We start from the raw sequence: 23,940 nt of genomic DNA on the forward strand, positions 1-23,940 counted from the left end.
GGCGTTAGAAGCGATATTCAGCTGTTATCTTGATTTTCTTGGTTTCGTCCCAGCCGTTCGATTCTCTTTGGTAACTGTTGTTCACGGTTTCTTGTTCTTTGTCTTCTTTGAATAGTTCGACTTCTGTGTTAACTGACCAGTTTTTGAAGTTCTGCTGGTAACCAATGGTGGTTTTATTGATTTCGCCAAAGTAATTCGCTTCTTTGGATACCTTGGTGGCTGCCATCTTGGTGGTTTCAACACCATAGCGCTGTTTTATGGACAAGCGGCCACCGAAGTCAAAGGTGTATGCAAGTTCTGGTTCGATATACCACTCGTTGTAATTTTGCAGGTAAGTGCCATCACGCCCATCGGTATCTTTATCTTCGTAGTAGAATTCAATACCGCCAAAAAACTTGCCAAAGTTCTTGTATGGTTTGATTGAAATCTCGTAATAGGTATCGTTCAGGATTCCCCAGTTGCTAGTAGAGTCCAATGAGTTGGTTTCTTTGCTCATTCCGTAGTTGAACTGATTATAAAACCCACCTTGCCAGTCGTTATTCCAGTAGCCGAGGAAGGTGTAGAGCTCATTGATGTCTTGCTTCACTTTACCTTTGTGGCTGACTTGTTTGTCGTCTTTTTGGGTGCGGTCATTGCGATCAGTTTCATTGGCCCAGCCAAACCCTGAGCTAAATCCTCCGCCAATCCCTCTGTTATAACGAAGGTTCGTTGAAAGCTTATAACCGTTATCAACTACTGGAGATGAGTTACCGGCAGGGCTCCACTTATTTCGGGTTTTTTCTAACGAGTAGTTCAATGATACCGGAAGGTGTTTGTTGTATAAAAAACCGCTAATGATACTGATTTCAGTATATTCATTTTTTCCGATTAAATTGCCGCTTGCGTCGTAGGATTTCTTGTCTTCTTGCGAGACCAAGCCACCTATATTTCCTCCTGTACCGTCAACAACCGTTGAGAAGAAGTCGTGTTCATTCGTGTCAGTAGATCCTGTATCTGATGGGGGAATTGCCGCCATCACGCTTGAGGTAAACATTGCGTTCGCAATGAGTACTGACAAGATTGTTTTGTTCATTCTAAAGAGTCCTTGCTAGATAATTGTAATTTTTGTTTTGGTGGTACAGGACGTACGACTATATTTGCTGATGTTTATTTCCCCGTCATTTTCCCAGTGAAATTATGTGATCTACATCTGCATTGTGAACGGTGAAGTTTGAGCAATCTCTCATTGAAGTGGGTGCGGTAATAGCGGATGGCTTGTTATTAGTGAGTTTATTGTAATAAGCGGCGGGGGAGGCTAAACACTGTTTGCATATGGATATATTCGTTCTAAACCAGTATATGAAGGCATGTTAATTAATGATTGGAATCACAAAAAACGAATACCGCTCATATGAGTAGTTGACCTCTATCTTATCAATACGCTCTAATTGGAAGTACAGGATGTACTACTAGCCGTGAAATGCAAAAAAAGGAACAAAAATGAAAAGTGCTCTCTTATCCGCATTAATTGCTTCAGCGTGTATTAGTGGCTCCGTATTTGCCCAAGATGTAGTGCCAGAACCAGATGCAAATTTAATGATCTGGGCAGACCATGGTGTCAGCACACAGTTCATGCGGTATGCAGCCAAACAATTCGACCAACATAATCACTATCATGTAAAGTTCTCTTTCCGCTCTTTATCGCCGGTGGATACGGCGACTCGCCTTATCCAGGATGGTGGCACCACAAAAGTTGGTGATGTTGTTGAAATCGAGCATGACACTTTAGGTCGCCTTGTTGTGGCGGGCGGTGTGATGGAAAACTTAGTCAGTGCGAAGCGTATCGAAGATAATTTTATATCGAGTGCATCTGCTGCGGCCAAAATCGATGGTAAGAGTTACGGTTTCCCGCTGTCGTTTTCAACCGTCGTTATGTTTTATAACAAGGATCTATTGCCTAAAGCGCCTGCAACGTTTGAGCAACTTATTAAATTTGCCAAGAAGTTCAATAACCCGGATAAACATAAATACACCTTGTTGTGGAACATTCAAAACTACTACCAGTCGCGTATGTTCTTGGCAATGGAAGGCGGTTATGAATTTGGCAATAATGGCACTAATGCCAAAGACTTAGGGATTGCGAATAAGGGAGCGGTTGCTGGTTTAACCTCAATGCTCAAACTGAAAGCAGCCAATAGCGCCAACTCTGCTGATATTAGCGACCCACAGGTACGCCGAGCTTTGTTTGAAGAAGGTAAAGTCGCCGCAATCATTGATGGGCCTTGGGCCGTGAAAGCATTCAAGAGTGCAGGGCTGAACTATGGTGTCGCACCTATCCCAACTCTTGATGGACATCATCCTCGAACTTTCGCGACAGTGCGCTTAGCGGTCGTGTCGGCTTTCACTCAATATCCACGCGCTGCGGAGCTTTTTGCAAATTTCATCTCTTCGAAAGAGATGGCAAAGAAACGCTTTGAAATGACAGGGTCGGTTCCAGTGATTAAATCTGTGATGAAAGAAGCGGCTAGCGATACGAATGCCGAGCCTATTACTCATGCGATGATTGAACAGGGCGCATATTCGGATGCGATGCCATCTATTCCTGAAATGGGCTACCTCTGGCAACCAATGGACGCGGCACTATCAGGGATCTGGAATGGTAATGAAAATATTAAAGGTGCTTTAGATAAGGCGGAAAACATTATCCAACAGCAGATCTCAATGCAGCAGTAATAACATTAGGTAGTCAAATGCAATTAATTGCTAGAATTTGGGCGTTTAATTCGCCCCTCTCCCTTGTTGTCATGGGAGGCAGCCAAATAAAAGGTGGCGCGTATTTAAGAGGGTTTATATTTCTTATAATACAACTCGCTTTCTTGTACTTTGCTGTTGATTTATTGACCGCAGTAAAAGGATTGGCAACCTTGGGCGAGATTGCGCAGCAGCGCAGAGGGTTTGATATTATCCAAGGAGATAATTCAATCTTTATGCTGGTAGATGGAGTCATCGCTGTCCTACTGATTGGGTTATTTGCTTTGGTTTACATAGCCAATGTGAAAGACGCTCTAAGTTTTGTGCCAGAAAGAACTTCTTTGAAGCATCAGGTGAAAAGCGCGTATGAGAAGCATTTTGCTTTTTTGATGCTCACACCGTCAGCCGCTGCGACTTTTCTGTTTATAATCCTTCCTATCGCTATCACGGTCATGGTCGCGTTCACCAACTATTCAGCGCCAAACCATATACCACCGAGAAGCTTGATTGATTGGGTTGGGCTAAGAAACTTTGTTTCTCTGTTCAAAATGGAGATTTGGTCTGGCACCTTCTTTGGAGTGGCCACTTGGACAGTGACTTGGGCGGTTTGTGCAACCGCCGCGAATTTTGCGTTTGGCTTTGTATTGGCACTCGCGGTTGAGCATAGAGATATAAAATTTAAAAAAGTTTGGCGGTTAATTTTTATTTTGCCTTATGCCATCCCGTCTTTCGTTACTTTGTTAGTGTTCCGTTTGTTGTTAAATGGGGTGGGGCCGGTCAATAATCTCCTTAATGGATTAGGCATTGATTCTATTGGCTTCTTATCGAACCCAATTACGGCCAAGGTTACCGTAATACTGGTTAGTGTGTGGGTTAGTGCGCCATACTTCATGTTGATGATTTCAAGTGCGATGACCAACATACCAGCTGAAATTTATGAAGCAGCTGAAGTCGATGGCGCGAATAAATTACAGCAGTTTTGGGAAATCACGTTGCCTATGGTACTCAATCAGTTAGCACCGTCGCTAGTGATGGCCTTTGCCAATAACTTTAATAACTTTGGCGCAATATTCTTGCTTACCGAAGGCGGCCCAATTAATCCAGATTATCGATTTGCTGGTCATACCGATATTTTGATTACTTGGATATATAAACTAACGCTAGATTTTCAACAATATAATATTGCCGCTGTGGTTTCGATTGTAATTTTCCTATTCTTGTCAACGATTGCTATTTGGCAGTTTAGAAGAATGAAGTCATTTAAAGAAGATGTAGGTATGTAATTATGGCAACTCATAAACCACTTAAAATGAGTACGGTATTTGTTTATATATTTTTGGCCCTAAATGCGTTGATTGTGCTAGCTCCCGTACTTTGGACAGTGCTCGCTTCATTTAAATCGGGAAACAATTTATTCACAACATCTTTCAGCAGCTTTCATTTTACTCTAGATCATTATCGGACGCTGCTTGAGGATACGCCTTACATTCAGTGGTATGAAAATACTTTTTGGTTGGCTTTAGCCAATATGATCATCTGCTTGGTCTTGGTAACTATTACCGCCTTTACCTTTTCACGTTACCGCTTTAAAGGTAAGCGCAATGTGATGGTTGGGATCTTAGTGCTACAAATGTTCCCGGCCTTTTTATCGATGACAGCAATCTATGTGTTGCTATCTAAGCTAGATCTCATTGACAGCTATTGGGGCCTGCTATTGGTCTACGTAACGGGGTCTTTACCATTTTTATCATGGTTGGTAAAAGGCTATTTTGATGCGATACCTACGTCATTAGATGAAGCCGCTAAAATAGATGGTGCAGGTCACTTTACGATATTTTTTGAGATTATATTGCCTTTGGCTAAACCTATTCTCGTCTTCGTGGCACTCATGTCATTTACCGCGCCTTGGATGGATTTTATCTTACCAACCTTGATCCTGAGAAGTGAAGATAAAATGACATTGGCAATTGGTATATTCAGTTGGATTAGAACCGGAACGGCAGAGAACTTTACCTTGTTTACTGCTGGTGCCTTATTAGTTGCCGTACCTATTACCTTATTGTTTGTCGCAACACAAAAGCATATTGCTAAAGGCCTAGTTAGCGGTGCAGTAAAAGAATAATTCTATGGCATATCAAGCTCTTTTATTAATATCGAAATTGGTATTAATGTTGAAATTGAAATGCCTATTAAAATAATTTAGGGATAAATAATGATAACGAAAAGCTCTATTGTGCATACGCCAAAGAGTGCGGATGCTTACGCCTTCAATAAAGAGACATTACATTTAAGGATCCGTACGGCAAAGAATGAAGTCGAGCGGGTAACTCTGTGGATTGGTGACCCATATCGCTGGGCGGAAGGGGGACTCGATGGTGGTAACCTTGGCGGCAGCGAAGCCCATGGCTGGATCGGTGGAAGTGACGTGGAAATGGTGCTGGAAGGCCAGACCGAACACCATGACCATTGGTTTGCTGAATTTACGCCACCTAAGCGCCGTTCACGCTATGGTTTTATCCTGCATGGAAAGACAGGCGAGAAGTTGGTGTATGGTGAAAAGCGTATTGTTGATATCTCAGATCCTACGGTAGAAGAAGTAGAGATGAGTAACCTTAGTAACTTTTACTGTTTTCCATATATTAATCCTCGCGATGTTTTAGAAACGCCAAAGTGGGTGGAAAGCACTGTTTGGTACCAGATATTCCCAGAACGTTTTGCTAATGGGCGTCCGGAAATCTCACCGGAAAATGTGCAGCCTTGGGGAACAGAGCCTACTGAGCGTAACTTTATGGGCGGGGATCTATGGGGAGTCATAGATAATCTGGATTACTTGCAAGATCTTGGCGTGAACGGCTTGTATCTTTGTCCGATTTTCACTGCTAATTGTAACCATAAATACGATACCGTTGATTACTACAATGTGGATCCACACTTTGGTGGTAATGAAGCCTTTAAAGCTCTAGTAAAAGAAGCCCATAACCGCGGTATGAAAGTCATGCTGGATGCGGTCTTCAACCATATTGGTGATAAGTCGCCGCTGTGGTTAGACGTGGTTGAAAAAGGTAAAGACTCAAAGTATGCCGACTGGTTCTGGATCAATAAATTCCCGGTTTACCCAGAGACCCCGAAAGATCAATGGGATTTTTGGAACTTTAACTACGAAACCTTCGGTAACGTTATTGAGATGCCAAAACTCAACACTGAGAACGAAGAGTGCCGAGCTTATTTGCTCGATGTCGCCCGCCATTGGGTAGAAGAGTTTGATATCGATGGCTGGCGCTTAGATGTTGCCAACGAAGTGGACCATGAATTCTGGCGAGACTTCCGCAAGGTCGTCAAAGGCGCGAAGCCAGATTGCTATATCTTGGGTGAAATTTGGCATGAAGGCATGGCTTGGCTACGTGGTGAGCAATATGATTCATTGATGAATTACCCAATGACTCAGGCTATTACAGATTTCTTTGCTCATAATTTGTCGGATAAGCAGGGCTTTATTAATGATGTAAGTCGCTCTTATATGTCGTATCCGGCCAATGTGAACAAGGCGATGTTTAATCTGCTTGATAGTCACGATACGTCGCGGATTCTCTCTCAATGTGGTGACCATAAAGGCAAGGCAAAACTGGCCTATCTGTTTATGTTTACCCAAGTCGGTTCACCTTGTATCTATTACGGTGGTGAAGTTGGCATGAATGGTGTGCGTGGTATGGGCTATGAGAAGAATCGTCGCTGTATGACTTGGGATAAAGAAGAGCAGGATCTAGAGTTTCGTGCCTTCATCCAGCAGATGATTCAGCTTCGTCTCAATCACCCTGAGCTAAACGAAGCCTCTATCTCTTGGACTAACGTTGATGATAAGGACTGTATCGCGTATCAACGTGGCGGTTTGACATTTGTACTGAACAATTCTGATGGTGAAAAGTCAGTGAAGCTGGGCTCGCAAGAGCTAGAGCTTGCACCATACGGCTACCAGATTTTAGGACAGTAAACAGGTTAGGGGGAGGCCTCCCCCTAATTGATAGCATTATGGATTTTGTCGAGTCCCTACTGCTATCAAGATAGGCAGTTGAATGTGATAGTCGAACCGACAATACGTGGTACGGCTTAGACGTCGCTATCACATAGTGATAATCTAAAGGGCTGATTGTGAATAGTTTTAAAGGACAAATTGTGCCAGATCTCGTGACTAAGTTAATGGACTTCGGCTTTACTAAAACTGATGCTCTTGTGTATATCAATCTGCTGAAAAACGGCCGTGCCAGTGGTTATAAAATAGCCAAGGAAATTTCACTTTCCCGTTCGTCGGTTTACTCCTCAATCGATAACCTCTACAACAACGGTTATATCTTCATGTCAGAAGGAGATACCAAGGAGTATGAGGCTAAGTTACCGGAGCTGATCTTCAGCCAGATCGAGAAGAAAACCGTTGAAAACATCGGCATCTTGAAAAAAGAGCTTTCCAAGATGATGCTGCAGGAAGAGAAAGAATTCATTTACAACATGACCGGATACGACAACCTTGTGCAGAGGGCTCGTGAGCTGATTAATCAGGCCGAGGTTGAGATCTACCTGAATTCAGATTTTAGGCTGGGGATATTCAGCGATGAAATCTGTCAGGCGATCGAGCGAGGAGTGCGTATTATTTGTTTCTCTTTCAACCGTGTTGACGTACCCCATGAGAAAGTCGAGCTCTATTCCCGTTTCGATAAACAAGAAGAAATCTACCCATCACAAAGGTTCATGATGGTTGTGGATATGGCCCAAGCACTTATTTTTTCTCAAAGTGGGGCAAGTGAAGGTTTGTACACCAACAATAGCCTGATAGTGAAAATAACGGCTGAGCATATTCATAACGATATTTACCTAACTGAATTTGAGAAATCCTCAGACCTTGAACCAATTCATATCCGAACTATTCATGAGCAAACCAATGAAATGGTTCAGGATGATCTAAAAACGCGCAAAAACTAAGGCTTACTATGCTTACCAATGATCGTTATCACATTATAAATAACTTCGAAATGCACCCATTACCACGCGAAAGAAGTATTCGTGTTTACCTGCCAAAAGGGTACTACCAGTTTGAGAGAACCTACCCTGTTATTTATATGCATGACGGTCAAAACCTATTTGATCCCTCTATTAGTTACGGTGGTGACACTTGGCAAATCCCTCAAGCGGTTGACCGATTGTTTGATCTCGATGAAGGGGTCATCGTAGTAGGGATTGATAATGGCGCTGAGTTTAATGGCTTGTGCCGTATGTATGAGTACTCGCCATGGAAGATGGATCAGAGCTTCAATTTGCCAGACTGGGACCCTTCGGTATACCAGAGTGGCGGAGAAGGAGGGCATTACATTGATTTTATTGTCAACACATTAAAGCCTTATATTGACGAAATGTACCTAACTAAACCAGAGCGCGAAAGCACCGCGATTGCGGGCAGCTCAATGGGCGGTTTAATCAGCCTGTATGGGGTGATGGAGCGTCCGGATATATTCTCAATGGCTGGCGTATTTTCCCCCGCTTTCTGGTTCAATCAACCTGAAATGATCGCCTATCTAGAGCAACGCCGACTTGATGAAAATATCAAGGTTTATATGGATATGGGAACGAAAGAAAGTAGCGGTGGATCTGTTGATTTCGAAAATATCTATTTGGATGGCTCCAATAAAGTGAATCACTTGTTAGAAAAGAAGGACCGTATTAACTTGCACTACGTTGTCGAAGAGGGAGCGGAACATACAGAGTCTGCTTGGGCACGGCGCTTCCCAGACATGTTGAACTTCTTTTATAAATAAGATTTGGCTTAACACATGTGAAGATTAGCTATCAATCATAATTCGATATGATTTGTTATCAAATCGGTAGTTATACGTCATCATGAAAGGACGCCAGTAAGGTCGCACTGGCGTTAGACAACCTAATGTCTCAATATCGCCTTTGGGCAAGTCGTCACCCAACCCCCCGTTATTGATCTTCTTGTCGCCTCTCTCCTGAACAAATATCACATAATATGTGAAGCCTCCTGAATAATATCCATACTGTTCGTGATTCTGATCTCAATTTAATATTGTGAGTATTTTCTGTTCCATCTTAACCCATTAGTGTAGTAGTACATCGGGTACTACCACAATTGAGTCATTGGCTCTCAGACCCGCCGTGCAGGTTGGGAGCTGTATCTACAATACGTGTGGATTGACCGCCAACAGCAAAGAACAAATGTATATCGGCTGGGAAGGTCGTTATTGGAGTTAGAGATGAGTGAAAATACCATATTGGAACAGGTGGCTGTTCAAGCAGGAATAGTAGGGCGCTACACAAACTCTTGGGGTGAGCAATCTAATGCTGATGTATCTACCATTTCCAAGGTGTTGGATGGTCTGGGTTACCAAACCGGCAGTGACGAAGCCTTGCTCTCTTCTGCAGAAAAGGTCCATCGTTGCAAAGGATTGATTGAGCCAGTTATCCTTGCCAAGGAAAACCAATCTATCTATGTTGATTTGTATATCGGCCGGAGCATCCGTCCAGCAGATTTTTGTTGGGAGATCATCAGTGAATCGGGTCAGAAAATCAGTGGCGAAATCAAGCAGCACGTTGTTGCTGACAAAAGGGTTCAGGATGGTCCGTTAACGGTTTCGCTACCTTGTGCAATGGAAATGGGTTACCACCGATTTTTACTTCATCGTAAGCGTAAAAAAGTGCCTTATGAAGCGGACTTGATCGTAACGCCAAAGTCGTGTTTCAAGCAGCCAGCTATGATGGCCGGTCACAAAAGCTGGGGAACCAGTGTTCAGCTATATGGATTAAAGTCTCACCATAACTGGGGCGTGGGTGATTTTGGCGACTTGAAGTTACTGGTGGAGAGCATTGCCGCACAAGGCGGTGATTTTGTTGGGCTGAATCCAATCCACTCTCTATACCCAGCACAACCAGAGGCGGCTAGCCCATATAGCCCTTCGTCGCGCCGCTGGCTCAATATTATTTATTTAGATGTCCCTGCTGTCCCAGAGTTCTCAGTTTGTGCAAAAGCGCAGGAAAAAGTTTCTGAGCTTAGCTTCCAGCAAAACCTTAAGGTGCTTAGGGATAAAGAATGGATCGACTATAGCAAGGTCACAGAGGCCAAACTAGAAGTGTTGGCGCTGCTCTATCAAGAATTCTGTTCGCGTGATTTAGGCGAACAGACGGATCGCGCCCAGTCTTTTGAAGATTTTATTGAGATGGGAGGCGAGTCTTTGTTGCAACAAGCGGCCTTCGATGCGCTGCATGCAGATCTGATAGCAAAAGATAGTTCCATTTGGGGCTGGCCAGTTTTCCCTGAGCAATATCGAACTTTCTCACACCGTGCGGTGCAGACTTATATTGCCGAGCACAAAGAGCAAGTACGTTTCTACATGTATTTGCAATGGAATGCTGAGTGCCAACTGCAGGAAGCGCAGCAATTGGCGCTAGAAAAAGGCATGATGATCGGCTTGTACCGCGATTTGGCTGTCGGGGTCAGTGAAGGTGGGGTCGATGCTTGGGCAAGTGAAGGCGAACTTTCTCTAGATCTTAGCATTGGCGCTCCACCTGATGTTCTCGGGCCACAAGGCCAAAATTGGGGCCTGCCGCCACTGAACCCTACTGTACTCAAGCAGCAAGGCTATCGACCATTTATTGATATGTTGAGAGCGAACATGCGGCATTGCGGCGCGTTGCGCATCGACCATGTGCTTGGACTTCTCCGCTTGTGGCTTATCCCTAAAGGTGATTCTGCCTGTGATGGGGTGTATTTGAGTTACCCAGTTGAGGCGTTATTGGGACTGTTAGCGTTAGAAAGCCACCGCCACCAGTGTGCTGTGATTGGTGAAGATTTAGGAACAGTCCCTGACGAGATTGTGGGCTTGCTGCAAGAAGCTGGTGTGCATTCGTATAAGGTCTTTTTCTTTGAATCGGCTGACGACGGTGGATTCTATTCTCCAGCGCATTACCCAGTTCAATCAATGGCAACACTGTGTACCCATGATATGCCAACGTTGAAGGGCTTTTGGCATTGCGAAGATCTTAAGATGGGCAAAGAGCTCGGTTTATACTTGGATGAAACTCAACTGCAGGCGCTTTATGATGATCGATTGAAGTCCAAACAGCAGATCATCAACAGCATGGATGGGCACGGTATGCTGCCACCGGGGCTAACTCGAGACGCCCGTTTCTTAGAGATGGACCGTGCCTTGAGTCATAATATGCAATGCCATTTAGCGGCGGGTTCATCTTCATTGCTGAGCTTGCAGCTTGAAGACTGGCTGGAAATGGATTTACCGGTCAACATTCCTGGCACTGTTGATGAGTACCCCAATTGGCGGCGTAAGCTAAACACTTGTATTGAAGATATGATGAAGCGTGATGATCTATTGTCACTAACAAGCTTGATCACCGAAGCTCGCCGTTCGGCCTCAAAAGTTGCTTGATAAAAAAGGGGGGACAACATAGTTCCCCCTTCTTTTTTATAAGCGACTGTTTTCAGGAGTGACTGTTTTCATTAGCGATTGCTTTTATGATTTATAGAGAGAGCAATTAAGGCGAAGAAGATTGACCACTAATCGCGCTGTCCTTTGAATGAGAGCCATAAGAACTTATTTTGCTCAATCCTTGTTGATATTCAAGTGCAAAAGAAGGATCGATTTTGTCACATACTCCATTATATACTTGCGAAGTCAGCCCTAACAAATAGGCGTCCTGTTTGCAGTACGCTTGTTGACCTTTTTTATATCCATTTAAATATTGATTGTATTTATTTTTGTCAGTGTGAGCTAATTCATCGGGTGATTTTTTTAATTCTCCAGAGAATCCACTTTGGTAGCCGTAATTATTCCAGTCTTTTACATTTGAGTAATCTTCCCCTGTAGAAGAACAGGCGGATAGCATTGTTGAAATAAGTAGAAAGAACAATATTTTCATCTGGTTATCCTATGTTTTAGCTGATTTTATTAATTCCAAGTATGAATATTTACCTCTTCATAACGTTGCAGTGCTGTATTTACCGATAATCCCAGTTACATTTGTTATGTTAGCTATGAATTTGATTCATTCCAACTTGAATTGCCTTCTTTTTTATATGATGTTTCATTTATAATGAAAAGCTACTCGATGGGTTTTTATCTCTCGTGCTCTTTACCATCAAGCCTAACGGATTCAGTCCTACCAAACGTTATAATGACCAAAGATTGCAACACCTGTAGTTAAAGCAAGCTCAAAGTTATTGCTTGAACTAGTCAGTGCCAATAATGCGGACATCTCATAATTGTAACCTAGCTTTTTAGAGATAAAGAAACCTAAGAAACAGATGATCACAAAGTATAAGAATAATGGAACAGCAACATTAAATAGGTAACGGCTCACCTGCTTATCTTCATAGTGTCGCCAAGGCATTGAAAGAGCGTGGCCACCCAACAAATTGCGATCTATAAAGGTATCGTTAAGGCTGGCTTGGAAGGGATTCCGGTAGGAGCGATTCAGCGTGAGTTGGATATTCCGGGATCGACGTTGTCTCACTCTATCTCTAGCCTTGCCTCTGCTGGTCTAGTTTCTCAACGTAGAGAAAGTCGCACTTTATACTGCGTAGCTGAATATCAATGCTTAGATAAAGTCATCGAGTTTTTACGAGAAGAATGCTGTGCGGACGAAAAGCTTGACTGAGAAGTAGATATAACTCCGAAAAGGAGTACCAACTTGCTTGTAGCCTCAGCCTGTCGTAATTGATGTAATGACGATAGCATATGTATTGAGCTCTTCAAAAGACGCTGCAGACTTCTCTCTAAAATTTTCGTAACTCTAAATACTTTTTAACAAATAGGTCAATATCTTGCTTGGTATTGTAAATATGAGGGGAAACACGTAAACCTAAACTTCGTTGGTCAACCCAGATATGGTTCGACTTGAGGCTTTCTAGGAGATGGTCGCTATGTGTTGAGGCGATAATTACTGTTCCGCTACGTGTTTCAATATCATGAGGTGAAATCACTAAATCACCAATTTGGTTTATTAGATAGTTTACCATGTCGAAATTGTGCTCAAACACATGATGAATATTAGTCCTATTGAATTGGCCAATACTGTGTGAGGCTACCGCATAGGGTGCAACGGAAGGTGTCCCTCCCCAAAATCTTAGTGCCGAGTCATGATAGCGAAAATCATTAATATCAAACTCAAACGGGTTTTCATGACTAAACCACCCCACATCTTTTGGTTGACATGAGCTAAGGATATCTGGATTTACCCATAAATAACCAGCACCAGGGCCACCACATAACCACTTAACGCAAGAGCCAATCAGAAAGTCGGGCATTGCATTTTTCAAATTAAAGTCAACGATACCAGCAGATTGAGCGACGTCGACCACAGAGATAATATCCAGTTCTCTCGCCAAATTTATAATATTAGATACAGGAGCCTTTTGCCCAGTATTCGAATAAACGTGACTGATAAAAACAAGGTCGATCTCAGCTCGCAAGTATTCTTGCCAAACATTGGTGTCAGTCATATCACGGTCTTTAGGGATCATGACTATTGATGAGCTATCTAATGGGGCTTTATGTAATGCAAAGCCCATACTAGGGAAATCTTGTTCACTCATTAAAATAACAGGCTTACGGGCAAGACGTTTGTGTGACTGAACCAACTTTGTAAGTGATGAGGATAAATTTACTTGAGGACAGAAATCTTTGGCATCACCAGAAAATAATGTCGCTAACTCTGACTGAAAGTTGTAGATAACTTTCAACCATGCTTCCCATGGTTCAGTATTACCGATCTCCCATGGCGAATAGAAGTTATCTTGAACGCTTTTCTGTAGCGACTTTAATGGTCGCCCAACCGAATGACTTAATAAATAAGCACCATCAGGGCAATGAAAGTCATTTTTCGTAAGTACCGAGCTCATGTCATTCTCCTTAGTTTAAGGAGCTTCGTAGCTGCTGAATATCGGCAAAACGAGTCAATATATCTTCACGTTCTGCGGCATTTCTTCTATCCCTCAACTTTTCCAATGCTCCGAGTAAAATTGGCAAGGGGGGACCACTCGCAGTCAATTTATCCATATGTATCTCATTCATGGATTTTGCAGGATTAGCAATGTATTTTTCGACCAGTTGGTTGTGATGCTGCGCTGCTGTCTTCCCATGCATCGCACAGACATCTAAAAACAAAACCAGATGTTCTTGATACCAAGTATCGGTATTGCATAGATTACGGGCTAAAATAAATTCATCCATGAAGGAAGTCATACGCATACAATCGCGAAGAATCTTTTGATCTTCAGGCATCATATAGAGAAACTTATCAACCAACAGTTGCGAGTAGGACGATTCATTAGCGAGGCAAAGCCCCAACAAAAGATCTATCACATTGATGCCTGCGAAATCTCCGGCATTAGCGCCTCGATAGACATGCTGCCCAACGCGGTAAGGCTTGTAGTATGGTCGGACTTGATAAAAAAAGGCATCAGCTTCTAACTTAGAAAATAATATTTCATTTGAATCAAAAACATCAGATAAAGCGTGGTAGGCCACCTTTAATAAATCGGCGGCAATGGGGTGTGAGAGGCCCAGCGGCTTAATTTTTAATAAAGCATCAGCGGCACGTTTGTAAGCTAAAATCCCACGTGTGTTGTAATCAACAAACAGCTTTTCCGCTTCAAGATCTGTAAAACGTTTATAGCGACCATTCACCGCAAAATTATGGGTTGTTAGATGTGCTGTCGCAAACCTTGGTGTGACACCAATAGAAGCTCCTATCTGCATAGAGAGTGCGGATGCTTCATGCAATGGCGATACCCTTTCTCTCGAGGGTTCAGTTATTTCATGACGACGACATGCGGCCATAAACAGCCCCACGTTTCCTAATAAATCAAAATCCGCATCAAAACCTTCATCAGTATTGCCTTCCTGAAGAAGTTTAGAGATAAAAAAGTTACCTTCACGAACTAAAGATTGCTTTGTGTTTTCGCCTATTCCTTCAACATTGGCCTTGTCAGGCTGTTGCCAGTACAAAGACTCAAGTTCGTTATTGTGTTGAACAAATTCAGTCCTAATCCATTCATCAAACTTCGATGTGTTATCCGTCATGCTAATGGCCCCAGTATTCGATTCTGTCGCAAAGTTTATTCTTTACGTGAAGGCAACGATCTCCCTGTACACTTATCCTGCGAGATCGTAAAAACTCTCGTAAGCGGTTCATTAAACGTTGAACTTGTATAACGCTGAAGTCAAGTAGTTCTGAGGTATCACTTCGAGGTTGGCGATGGTCGCACACACTTTGGATGACTCTAAAACGATTAATCTCATAAGCCACCTATTGATCAGTCAATTGTTGCTAAATTGCAGTGAGGTAGGATAATGTTTGGCTGTCTTTACTCTGAATGTTACTGATAATGCGTCTTGATAAATTTGTGTGTAAAAGCACTGAGTTAACAAAAATTGAAGCAATTCAACAGATCAACTCTGGTCAGGTTCGTGTGAATGACGATGTTGTAACGAATGAAGCGACTCAAGTACATGAAAATAATACCATAGTGTTGAATGGTGCTAAGTTAAAGGCTCGTGATTTCCGCTACATTCTCATGCATAAACCAGCGGGCACTATTTGCTCTAATATTGATGAAATTTACCCATCCTTGTTCAATTACCTAGACGTTGATAACGTTTCTGAACTTCACATTGCAGGTCGTTTGGACGCCGATACTACAGGTATGGTGTTAATTACTGATGATGGTCGCTGGTCTTTCAATATCACGACACCAACGAAAGAATGCAGTAAAGTTTATCGCGTGGGTTTGTCTCGTCCGGTTACGGATGATGTAGCAATAAAGTTCAAAGACGGTATTCCGTTGCAAGGCGAGCAGCAATTGACACGACCAGCAATTTTAGAAGTTATCAGTCCTAAAGAGGTTCTTTTAACTATCACTGAAGGTAAATTTCATCAGGTGAAGCGGATGTTTTCTGCTGTTGGTAACCGTGTGGTGTCACTTCATCGTGAGGCTATTGGAACGGTCAGTCTTGATGTCGATGTTGGGCAGTGGCGCTACTTAACTAGCATTGAAGTGCAGTCCTTTACCAAGTAAGTGCAGCGGTTGAATTTTGTGTCTAGCAAACAATTCAACCTGACTTGCAGTCTCGGCAGTTTTACTTTTGTTCGGATTCAGTGATTATGGTGCGATACAGACAGAACCACCATATAGTCTTGATTCGGAAGTTAATTAGGCGTTATATTTCTCTTGAGTTTCAGCCTTAAAAAAGGAAGTAGTATGAATTTGGATAAAGCTAAAAAACGTATCGCTAAACAGGTTAATAAAGGCTTCAATGGCTATCCAAAAATAACGTTAGCGTATTACGGTATGACCACGGACTGTGCAACTGAAGTAGTGGTTCAATTTATGCTGGGTGAGGGCGAGAGTGTTCAAGAAGAACGCTTTTCTTGTGAAACTGAAATTAGAGATAATGAGGTCATACAAACGACTTTGCTAAAAATAATCGAAAGAGCTAACGTCAATTCAGTGATTGAAATTGAAGGTGTCACAATCCTCTAGTTTGCTTCAGTGGTTTTGGGGGGTAAGTTTGAGTGTATTGGTATCGTCGCCCGCGACTTAATTGGACGTTAAATGCCATGAATATGCAATAACTTGCTTTTTTTTGCTTTTTTTTGCTTTTTTTGCTTTTGTGGTTGCGCTGCGATGTTTAATGGAACTTCAGAACAAGTGACAATTAGGAGTCATGACCCGAAGGCTAAAATCTACGTAAATGGAGCTTATAAGGGACGGGGTGACATAGTTACGACTTTTAAGAAAAATAAAAACTACACAATTATGGTTGAAGGTTCTAACAAAAGGCGTGAATTAGTAACTATTCTTGCGAGCAAATCTTTTGACGCAACGACCTTGCCGGGAGTTCTTATCGACTTCGGAATAGTATCGATACTAGTCGTAGATGGTGTCAGTACGGGAGCGTGGCAGCAGTTTGACCAAACGAATTATGTCATTGATTCGAAGTGCCCATTAGTATCGTGAGTTTAATCTTTAATTATCGAAAGGTGGATTAGATTGCAATTGATCATTGCGATCAAGTCGTTCTGTAGATAATTATTATGTAGATGTGAAAAAACCAGCCGTAGGAAGCTGGTTTTTTCGGAAAACTTACTTGTCTGAACACCCATTGCAAGTCCTTTCATGAGAGCCATATCGCTTGAGCACTTCAAATACTCCTGCACTCTGTTTGGCTCAAGATGTTGTGCGCCTGAACTGCCTGAAAAATTTTCTTGGATTACCTAACTTTGGGCGAACTCGATTCAGCACCTTTCCACATCACTGTTGCGAAAAACGCATTTGAACAGGACTTTTCTTTGAAATGAGCGCCAAACCTCGATAGGGGAACAGTGGCCAAACTTTGCAACGGAGCCTTTCGCAGCGCTATTTCGACATTGTTTTTGCTAAGGAGATGCATCATCGGAATTAGAAAATGCCAACTTACATATAGTGCTTCTTAGCACTATATTTAACACACTAGGAAGACCAATTTGATCCTATGAAATTAACGAAACGGCCTACTTGTCTAGAGATGAAAATGATCAAAAAACACATTAGTTTCAATATAATACTGGGATCAATTATCCTTTTAAACCTTAATAGCTTTGATGTGAAAGCTCAAGAGCCATTAACTATCGCTATCATACAATACAATACCCTCATGACGACAGAAGTTGGCAAGGGTATTATGACTGGTATCGTATATGAAGCCTTTAAAAACCAGAACTTGCCTGTTCGTTTTAAAGTTTACCCAACCAAGCGTATACCTAAGGTCCTTGAAACGGATGATGTTTGTGCCGGAATGGGGGGGAAAAGGTGGTTCAACAATGTCGACCAGTATTCATCCGTGAACTTCTACGATCCTAGGCTACGAGCTTTTTATATGAAAGATCGCTACCCTAATGGAGTGCCTTTTCGTAACGTTGAAGATCTAAAAGGGTATGTGCTTGGATATATCCTAGGCGGTTCATTTTCGAAAGTATTGCAAGAGAAACAAATCCCAGATGTAGAGTACGTACGAAATAATCGTTCCAACATACAAAAACTGTATTTAAAACGTATTGATCTTGCAGTGATGACTTTAGCTGCTGGGTTATCCGATATTACCCACTTATATCCCCAAGAAAAGGAGAAGTTTGGGATTGCAAAAAATTCGCTGATGCGAATACAAGGAACTCTGGTTTTTGCTCCGAAGTGCGCACAATACTATGATAGCTTTCGGGTAGGTTTGGCCAATATTTGGAAAAATGGCGTATATAAAAGCATAATTGAACAATATTACAACTTTGACAAATATGGAAAACTCTCCGTCCCAACAGAGCTGATAACTCTAACGGCAGATAACAAGAAATAATATGGTTCCGTTGAAAAATTTATTTAACCTCCAATTTTCTACACAATTACCCGTTTAAGCCGCATTCTATCGTTTAATTTAGAACTGGTTATGGCATTAAAGCCTGAAACTTTTGATAAATACCTGACAGAAGAGTTAAAGATAAGACAAGAAAGGTCGAATGTAACCTTGGGACAGAAAACGTTTAGTATCTTTGTGTCACGTTCGGGTTTGATATTCGTGTAAGTATGGGAAACACCAGAATTCAACTTGAGGTTTAATCTCTAACAGTCTCTTAGTGAATTGCCCAATCTGGCTAGAGAAGAACAGCCAAACTATTGACTGAATACCGAAATGAGCCTCAATTATTCAGACTTTGTATCTTCTGGCACTTGATGAAGATAAAGTTAGGGTTCTTGGATAGGTATTCGTAAGTTTCACTGTCCATTTCTTTCACTTTATAATTTACTTCACCTTCTGAAATTTGTGTAATTGCTAGACCATTTTCCGTCAGAGCACTAGTAATTTCTGTCAGTGAGCGACGATAAAACTTAACTTGTACAGGTTTACCCACTGTATCCCACTCTTCCTGAATTAACTCACGCTCAAAGTAGTTTCCTGATTTGGAACACTCAAAGTCTGCGAATGGGTGGTGGGTAGAGAATACAAATGAGCCGCCAGTTTTGAGAACACGATGGACATCGGTAAAAAGCGGATTGAGATCTTCGAGGTAATGAACCATTAGTGGTGAGATCACCAAGTCAGCACTTGCATCTGCTTCATTTGGCAACCCTTTTGATACATCCTGCGCATAGGCAACACTCTTATCATTCACGCCAATTTTTTCAGTTTTTCTAGCAACCAGTTGAATCATTTCTTCAGAAGAATCAACACAAGTAACTTTAGCTGCACCTTGGGCAAGAAGGTATTGAGCATAAACGCCTGACCCGCATCCAAGATCGATCACATTAAGGTTTACCAATGTAGGTAACATTGATTGAAGTGTTGGACGTTCCAAGTTTGCATTGTAAATATTGTCTTGAATAACTTCGTCATACTCAGCAGAGAATGTCGAATACATATCTGATTTCATTGAATTTTTTCTCGCAAACCAATTGGATTGAAAAATCGATACGGACTTTACCAGAAAAGAGCAGCGATGGCACACCACAAGGCGGGATTATTTCCCCAACCTTGTGCTAATGACTCTTGCTGGGCTTGAGCCTAGTGCAGTGAAAGTTGCACGCTGGGTTTTTAGGGAGACGGCACTTGGTAACAAGTGTCGTCCACCCGACATTTTCGTGCTAGGAATGACGGCGCACTTGAGTCATTCACCCCAGCGGATAGAGCCTGAAAGAGAGATAGGCTCTATCCGCTGGGGTGAATACGAAATAATATTTATATTAGAGTTTGCCGTGAAATAGTCCATTCATAGCAGTCTTCAATTGCTGATAACGGTCTTGGTTTATGCAGTAGTAGCTCTGTTGTCCTCGGATTTCCGCACTGATAAGACCATGCTTATGTAGTTCTTTAATGTGCTGAGAAATGGTCGATTGAGCCAATGGTATGCGTTCAACTAGATCACCGACGCAACGATTTTCTACAGACAAAATTTCTAAAATCATCACGCGTGCAGGATGAGCTAAGGCTTTCCCCAAACTTGCAATGTCGTTATGTGATTGATTGAATTCACCTTTCTTAGATTTAGCCATGATTACTCTCAGATCCTATCCAATTATCTAATCGATATTTTACGATAAAGTTGACATCATTAAAACACAATCGTATATTTACGATTAGATAAATCGCACAAATACGATTAACAAGAGAAGAATACTATGAACATAACCATGAGAAATGCCCATTTAGATGAAGTGACTTTCCTGAACGGAAAACTGTCTAATTGGCTAAATGAAAATGTTGCTATCAGCAAAGAAGAGTTGAAGAACTGGCTTACAACAGTTGCGGAATTTGAAGGTGAAATTGTTGGCTTCATGGGGTTAGAAGCTCAGGAGAAAGAGGATGTTTCGCAAGGTGTCTTTGCCGTAGACCCAGCTTATCGCGATACGGATGTGGGGAAGCAAGTTATCAAAAACCTAAAAGGTAAATTGCGAGAAGTCGGCATCCGTCAAAGTACGTTTTATATTGCAGGCCAAGACAGAGAACTGTTTCTAAATTGCAGTGCGGAGCTGGTCGAAAATATCGAATCGATTGAAACTGACAGCGGGCAACGTAAACAGCTAGTGCGTTTTAATTTGGTGCGCAAGCTACCCACGCATTCGGTAGATGACACACTCAGCCAACTTTTTTGCTGCAAAGAGAACATAGTAACTACTAAGCCTAAAGTACTGTTCCTTTATGGTTCGAAACGCGAGGGTTCATACAGCAGTATGCTGGCCACCGAAGCGGCGCGAATGATGGAAAGTTTTGGTGCTGAAACACGAATCTTTCACCCACATGAAATTCCATTAGCCGATACTGGCTTAACACAGAATAAAGATGAAAGTGCACTACCAGAGTCAGTCATAGAGTTGAGAGACGCCGTGAGTTGGTCCGATGCAATGGTATGGATCTCCCCTGAAATCCATGGTGCGATGTCAGCAACCTTCAAAAACCTGATTGACTGGCTACCGCTTAGCACTGACGCAAAGCGTTCAACTCAAGGGAAGGTCGTCGCTCTAATGCAGATCTCCGGCGGTTCTCAGTCGTTTAATGCGGTGAATCAAATGCGAGTACTTGGTCGCTGGATGCGCACTTATACGATTCCTAACCAGTCGTCACTACCAACTGCCTACAACCAGTTCCATCAAGACGGCACTCTCAAAGATTCATTTTATCGTAATAGGGTCATCGATGTACTCGAAGAATTGTTCCGATTCACCTTGTTATTGCGAAGCAGTATGCCAACTTTGCTGACGCGTTGGAGTGAAGCTCCACAGCAAGATGATGATGAACCTCGTCCGTTAATTACTTTCCAAAGCGCCGCTAAGAGTTTGACATGATGAAAAACAACGACATATTTCTATTGATGGGCCAGTCTAATATGGCTGGCCGAGGCGTGGTTACGGAAGTTTCTGCTATTAGCGATTCTAAGATTAGAATGCTACGTGACCAGTTGTGGCAGCCTGCCGTAGAGCCTTTGCATCAGGATAAACCTGACGCAGGAGTTGGCTTGGCTATGAGCTTCGCGAAACAAGCTCGCCTTGATAAACCGGAACGCGCTGTCTCGCTAATACCTACTGCTGTTGGCAGTACCAGCCTAGATGAGTGGTCACAAGGACCGCTTTATGAACACGCTCTACGGTCGGCTAAAGAGGCGATGTCACAAGGGCGACTCAGAGCGGCTCTATGGCATCAGGGGGAAAGTGATAGCGGCGACCCTGAGCGGGCGAACTCTTATGCCGAGAAGCTCACCAGATTTATAGAAAAGATTCGACGCGATCTTGGTGAGCCTAATTTGCCTTTCATCGCGGGTGAACTACCACATTTTTTACAAAAGGAGGACAAGTTCCGTTACACCGAGCACGTTAACCAAGCACTGAGAGATCTCAGTGATCAAGTTCCTCATTATCAGTTTGTAAGCGCACAAGGCTTAACTGCAAATCCAGATATTGTTCATTATGACGCTAAATCATTACGAACATTTGGTGAGCGTTATTTTGATGCTTACTTGAGGAGTCAACATGATTAAGCGCCGATACCTTTTGGTGCTTAATACAGGACAGCTGGTGCTACCAGCTTTCCTGTTTTACGCGTGGCCAATTATATATGGGGCTTTCTTACCCACCACAGACCAAGGGCACTTAACCACTGATTATCAATGGTCTTTGATTGCTTTGCTGCTGTCTTGGGGAGTCGGTTCCGTTATCTCAGGGTGGATTTTTAACCGCTACGGAACCCGGTTAGGGGTGACGATTGGTTTTCTTATCGCCTTCAGCGCTTATGTGCCGCTGACCATTCTTCACAGTGATCATGGTTTGATTTTGATTAGCGTATTAGTTGGGTTCAGCCTGTCATTTCTCTTTATGGATCCGGTGATCGCACGGTTTAAAGAAGTCGGTTATCAAGCGGATACCTTTAATCAACGGGTGATTGAACTGACCCTATTCAGTGGCTTTGCTAGTACCTTCGCCTACTTGGTGTTGACCCCAGTGTACAGTCAATTTAGCTGGTTACAGGCTAACGGTATAGTCATTGGTTTATTAATCGTGTTCTTTGTCGGTTACCTGCAATCCATGAAGGGGGCATTTTCTCCAGCACAACATGCTTCTTCGACTGAAGTGTCCTACCGAGAGCTATTCTCTGGCACGTCATTGTGGATGACCTTGATCTTTAGTGTTCAGGGAATTATTCAGACAATCATCTTTTTTGAAGTATTCACATCATTGAATCAATCAGGGCCACATCGCAAGTACATATTGTTATCTTTCGCTTTAATCGGTGTTGCTCAGGTTATCGGTCGAATCGCGATTATTGCTCGTAAACAGATGACGGGTAAAGATATGACATTGTTGTCATCTGTGCTGATGTTGCTGGGGGTAGTGGTTCTGTACGGTGCGATTCATTACAACATCTACCTTATCGCTATCTTTTCACTGCTGTTTGGTACTGGGTTGGGCATTTCTACCATAGCTAAGCCAGTCTTAATTAATGAGACGTTCCAACACCAATTTTCGTTTTATAATGGCGTCTATTCTGGGGTGCTTAATTTCTCTAGATCTCTGCCTCCGCTCGTTCTTGGGATTGTATTTGTGCCGGTCGATCAATCGTATTTGCTTACTGCGTTGGTTGTGATTTCTGCGTTGATGCTAACTGCGTCTTATCGCGTTAAAGTTTCAAACTCTGGCTAGGGTGACAGCGAGTAATGTAAAAACTCCAGAGCTCAAGGGGGCATGATGCGCAAAAAATTGTCATATACTCAGACTATACAAGCCATATGGGGATAGAATTCATGAAGATTAACCGGAATCCTCACGGTGATTTTGAGTTCGATACATCTTATGTGTCTGAGCACATACTCATTATGCGAGTACGAGGACCTTGGAATATGCAGACGGCGCAGGAAGGAGCCTCACAACTCATTGCTCACTCTGAAAAAATGAAGCATCACCCATGGGCATATATTGAAGATATGCGCTACTGGGAAGTTTGCCCGCCTGATGTTGTGGCCATTTTCGTTGAAGGAATACGAGTGCTTTTAAAAAACAACTTCAAATATAGAGCTGTAGTGACAGATATGAGGATTCAAATGGAGATGGTTAATCAATCTGTTAAGCACCAAAGCCCCGTTGAAACTGAAAATTTTACTACGCCTGAAGAGGCTCTTGTTTGGTGCCGTCACCAAATCAACACTTTGCCGGATTCCTCCTCTGAATAGATGTAATTCTCCTCTCCAGAAGGAGCGGGTAGTTGGTTCGCGCTGGCTCAAGATGACAGGCACTTGAAATGCTATGCTTTTCCGTATAAATATGATGTTCATCTTTCAAGTTTTCGTTATAGGTGTACCAATGATTCGTCATATTTTGCTGATTAAGTTTTTAGATTCGGTTTCACTTTCTGAGGTGGAGCAGGTGAGAGCGCATTTTGCGGCCATTCCTGAAAAAATCACAGGGGTTGTGTCTGTTGAGTGGGGTGAGAATGATAGTCCTGAGGGTAAGAACCAAGGGTTTACTCACTCGGTATTGATGACATTTGCAGATGAAGAAGGGCGGCAGAATTATTTGCCTCATCCTGAGCATAAAGCGTTAAAGGAAGCTTTCGTGCCCTTGTTGGAAAATATTATAGTGTTTGACTACCCAGCTTAGATATACCCACTGCTGCGATT

The 23,940-nt window shown here is 42.6% G+C and carries 21 protein-coding genes and 1 pseudogene; 16 read left to right on the forward strand and 6 right to left on the reverse strand.

Features of this window, described 5'->3' with window-relative positions; translation table 11 throughout:
* Nucleotides 1-4: 4 nt before the first annotated feature.
* Entirely contained in the window at nucleotides 5-1,072 is a 1,068-nt protein-coding gene (locus tag L4C34_RS02595; protein ID WP_428787794.1) for a hypothetical protein, read from the reverse strand.
* A 407-nt stretch (nucleotides 1,073-1,479) separates the two neighbouring features.
* Between L4C34_RS02595 and L4C34_RS02600 the strand changes: the two genes are divergently transcribed.
* The 7 genes from L4C34_RS02600 to malQ all read left to right on the forward strand — a co-directional run bounded on the left by L4C34_RS02600 (nucleotide 1,480) and on the right by malQ (nucleotide 11,177).
* On the forward strand, nucleotides 1,480-2,712 hold the full coding sequence (locus L4C34_RS02600; protein WP_428787795.1) for a sugar ABC transporter substrate-binding protein: 1,233 nt from the start codon (nucleotides 1,480-1,482) through the stop codon (nucleotides 2,710-2,712).
* 17 nt (nucleotides 2,713-2,729) lie between these two features.
* Entirely contained in the window at nucleotides 2,730-4,013 is a 1,284-nt protein-coding gene (locus L4C34_RS02605; RefSeq protein ID WP_428787796.1) for a carbohydrate ABC transporter permease, read from the forward strand.
* Between the two features lie 2 nt (nucleotides 4,014-4,015).
* Nucleotides 4,016-4,852 carry a sugar ABC transporter permease gene (locus L4C34_RS02610; RefSeq protein WP_428787797.1) on the forward strand — a complete coding sequence of 279 codons (837 nt, stop codon included), beginning with the start codon at nucleotides 4,016-4,018 and terminating at the stop codon, nucleotides 4,850-4,852.
* A gap of 90 nt (nucleotides 4,853-4,942) precedes the next feature.
* Nucleotides 4,943-6,718: a glycoside hydrolase family 13 protein gene (locus L4C34_RS02615; RefSeq protein ID WP_428787798.1), complete on the forward strand. Its 1,776-nt coding sequence runs from the start codon at nucleotides 4,943-4,945 to the stop codon at nucleotides 6,716-6,718.
* Nucleotides 6,719-6,900: 182 nt separating this feature from the next.
* Complete coding sequence (locus tag L4C34_RS02620; protein ID WP_428788127.1) at nucleotides 6,901-7,701, forward strand: TrmB family transcriptional regulator; 801 nt, start codon at nucleotides 6,901-6,903, stop codon at nucleotides 7,699-7,701.
* Between the two features lie 8 nt (nucleotides 7,702-7,709).
* On the forward strand, nucleotides 7,710-8,531 hold the full coding sequence (locus L4C34_RS02625) for an alpha/beta hydrolase (RefSeq protein ID WP_428787799.1): 822 nt from the start codon (nucleotides 7,710-7,712) through the stop codon (nucleotides 8,529-8,531).
* A gap of 459 nt (nucleotides 8,532-8,990) precedes the next feature.
* The gene (gene malQ, locus L4C34_RS02630) at nucleotides 8,991-11,177 is read left to right on the forward strand and encodes a 4-alpha-glucanotransferase (RefSeq protein WP_428787800.1); all 2,187 of its coding nucleotides are present in this window, start codon (nucleotides 8,991-8,993) and stop codon (nucleotides 11,175-11,177) included.
* Between the two features lie 106 nt (nucleotides 11,178-11,283).
* Here malQ and L4C34_RS02635 read toward each other — a convergent pair whose 3' ends face one another.
* Nucleotides 11,284-11,667 (reverse strand): DUF2799 domain-containing protein, encoded by a 384-nt coding sequence (locus L4C34_RS02635; protein WP_428787801.1) that lies wholly within the window; start codon nucleotides 11,665-11,667, stop codon nucleotides 11,284-11,286.
* Between the two features lie 425 nt (nucleotides 11,668-12,092).
* Here L4C34_RS02635 and L4C34_RS02640 point away from each other — a divergent pair.
* Nucleotides 12,093-12,405, forward strand: a pseudogene (locus L4C34_RS02640) (ArsR/SmtB family transcription factor).
* Nucleotides 12,406-12,523: 118 nt separating this feature from the next.
* Here the strand turns inward: L4C34_RS02640 and L4C34_RS02645 are convergent.
* Nucleotides 12,524-13,648: an aminotransferase class V-fold PLP-dependent enzyme gene (locus tag L4C34_RS02645; protein WP_428787802.1), complete on the reverse strand. Its 1,125-nt coding sequence runs from the start codon at nucleotides 13,646-13,648 to the stop codon at nucleotides 12,524-12,526.
* A gap of 10 nt (nucleotides 13,649-13,658) precedes the next feature.
* Entirely contained in the window at nucleotides 13,659-14,831 is a 1,173-nt protein-coding gene (locus L4C34_RS02650) for a PrnB family protein (protein WP_428787803.1), read from the reverse strand.
* Nucleotides 14,832-15,136: 305 nt separating this feature from the next.
* On the opposite strand from L4C34_RS02650, the gene L4C34_RS02655 reads away from it, so the two are divergent.
* From L4C34_RS02655 to L4C34_RS02665, 3 genes are all read left to right on the forward strand, one after another.
* Complete coding sequence (locus tag L4C34_RS02655) at nucleotides 15,137-15,826, forward strand: pseudouridine synthase (RefSeq protein WP_428787804.1); 690 nt, start codon at nucleotides 15,137-15,139, stop codon at nucleotides 15,824-15,826.
* Between the two features lie 183 nt (nucleotides 15,827-16,009).
* Nucleotides 16,010-16,291, forward strand: coding sequence for a hypothetical protein (locus tag L4C34_RS02660; RefSeq protein WP_428787805.1), 282 nt, complete (start codon nucleotides 16,010-16,012; stop codon nucleotides 16,289-16,291).
* Between the two features lie 1,030 nt (nucleotides 16,292-17,321).
* Nucleotides 17,322-18,137, forward strand: coding sequence for a hypothetical protein (locus L4C34_RS02665; RefSeq protein ID WP_428787806.1), 816 nt, complete (start codon nucleotides 17,322-17,324; stop codon nucleotides 18,135-18,137).
* 340 nt (nucleotides 18,138-18,477) lie between these two features.
* Here the strand turns inward: L4C34_RS02665 and L4C34_RS02670 are convergent, their stop codons facing one another.
* Both L4C34_RS02670 and L4C34_RS02675 read right to left on the reverse strand, forming a co-directional pair.
* Complete coding sequence (locus L4C34_RS02670) at nucleotides 18,478-19,209, reverse strand: class I SAM-dependent DNA methyltransferase (RefSeq protein WP_428787807.1); 732 nt, start codon at nucleotides 19,207-19,209, stop codon at nucleotides 18,478-18,480.
* 310 nt (nucleotides 19,210-19,519) lie between these two features.
* Nucleotides 19,520-19,828: an ArsR/SmtB family transcription factor gene (locus tag L4C34_RS02675; protein ID WP_428787808.1), complete on the reverse strand. Its 309-nt coding sequence runs from the start codon at nucleotides 19,826-19,828 to the stop codon at nucleotides 19,520-19,522.
* 126 nt (nucleotides 19,829-19,954) lie between these two features.
* Between L4C34_RS02675 and L4C34_RS02680 the strand changes: the two genes are divergently transcribed.
* From L4C34_RS02680 to L4C34_RS02700, 5 genes are all read left to right on the forward strand, one after another.
* The gene (locus tag L4C34_RS02680) at nucleotides 19,955-21,118 is read left to right on the forward strand and encodes a GNAT family N-acetyltransferase (RefSeq protein WP_428787809.1); all 1,164 of its coding nucleotides are present in this window, start codon (nucleotides 19,955-19,957) and stop codon (nucleotides 21,116-21,118) included.
* Nucleotides 21,115-21,807, forward strand: a complete 693-nt coding sequence (locus L4C34_RS02685; RefSeq protein WP_428787810.1) for a sialate O-acetylesterase — start codon at nucleotides 21,115-21,117, stop codon at nucleotides 21,805-21,807. Before L4C34_RS02680 ends, L4C34_RS02685 begins: the two co-directional genes overlap by 4 nt.
* Nucleotides 21,800-22,966: an MFS transporter gene (locus L4C34_RS02690; RefSeq protein WP_428787811.1), complete on the forward strand. Its 1,167-nt coding sequence runs from the start codon at nucleotides 21,800-21,802 to the stop codon at nucleotides 22,964-22,966. The genes L4C34_RS02685 and L4C34_RS02690 overlap by 8 nt, the downstream gene beginning before the upstream one ends.
* Nucleotides 22,967-23,067: 101 nt before the next feature.
* Nucleotides 23,068-23,493: a hypothetical protein gene (locus tag L4C34_RS02695; RefSeq protein WP_428787812.1), complete on the forward strand. Its 426-nt coding sequence runs from the start codon at nucleotides 23,068-23,070 to the stop codon at nucleotides 23,491-23,493.
* 130 nt (nucleotides 23,494-23,623) lie between these two features.
* Complete coding sequence (locus L4C34_RS02700; protein ID WP_428787813.1) at nucleotides 23,624-23,920, forward strand: Dabb family protein; 297 nt, start codon at nucleotides 23,624-23,626, stop codon at nucleotides 23,918-23,920.
* The last annotated feature ends 20 nt before the right edge of the window (nucleotides 23,921-23,940 follow it).

This window comes from Vibrio profundum (assembly GCF_050337555.1).
GTDB classification, from domain to species: Bacteria; Pseudomonadota; Gammaproteobacteria; order Enterobacterales; family Vibrionaceae; genus Vibrio; species Vibrio profundum.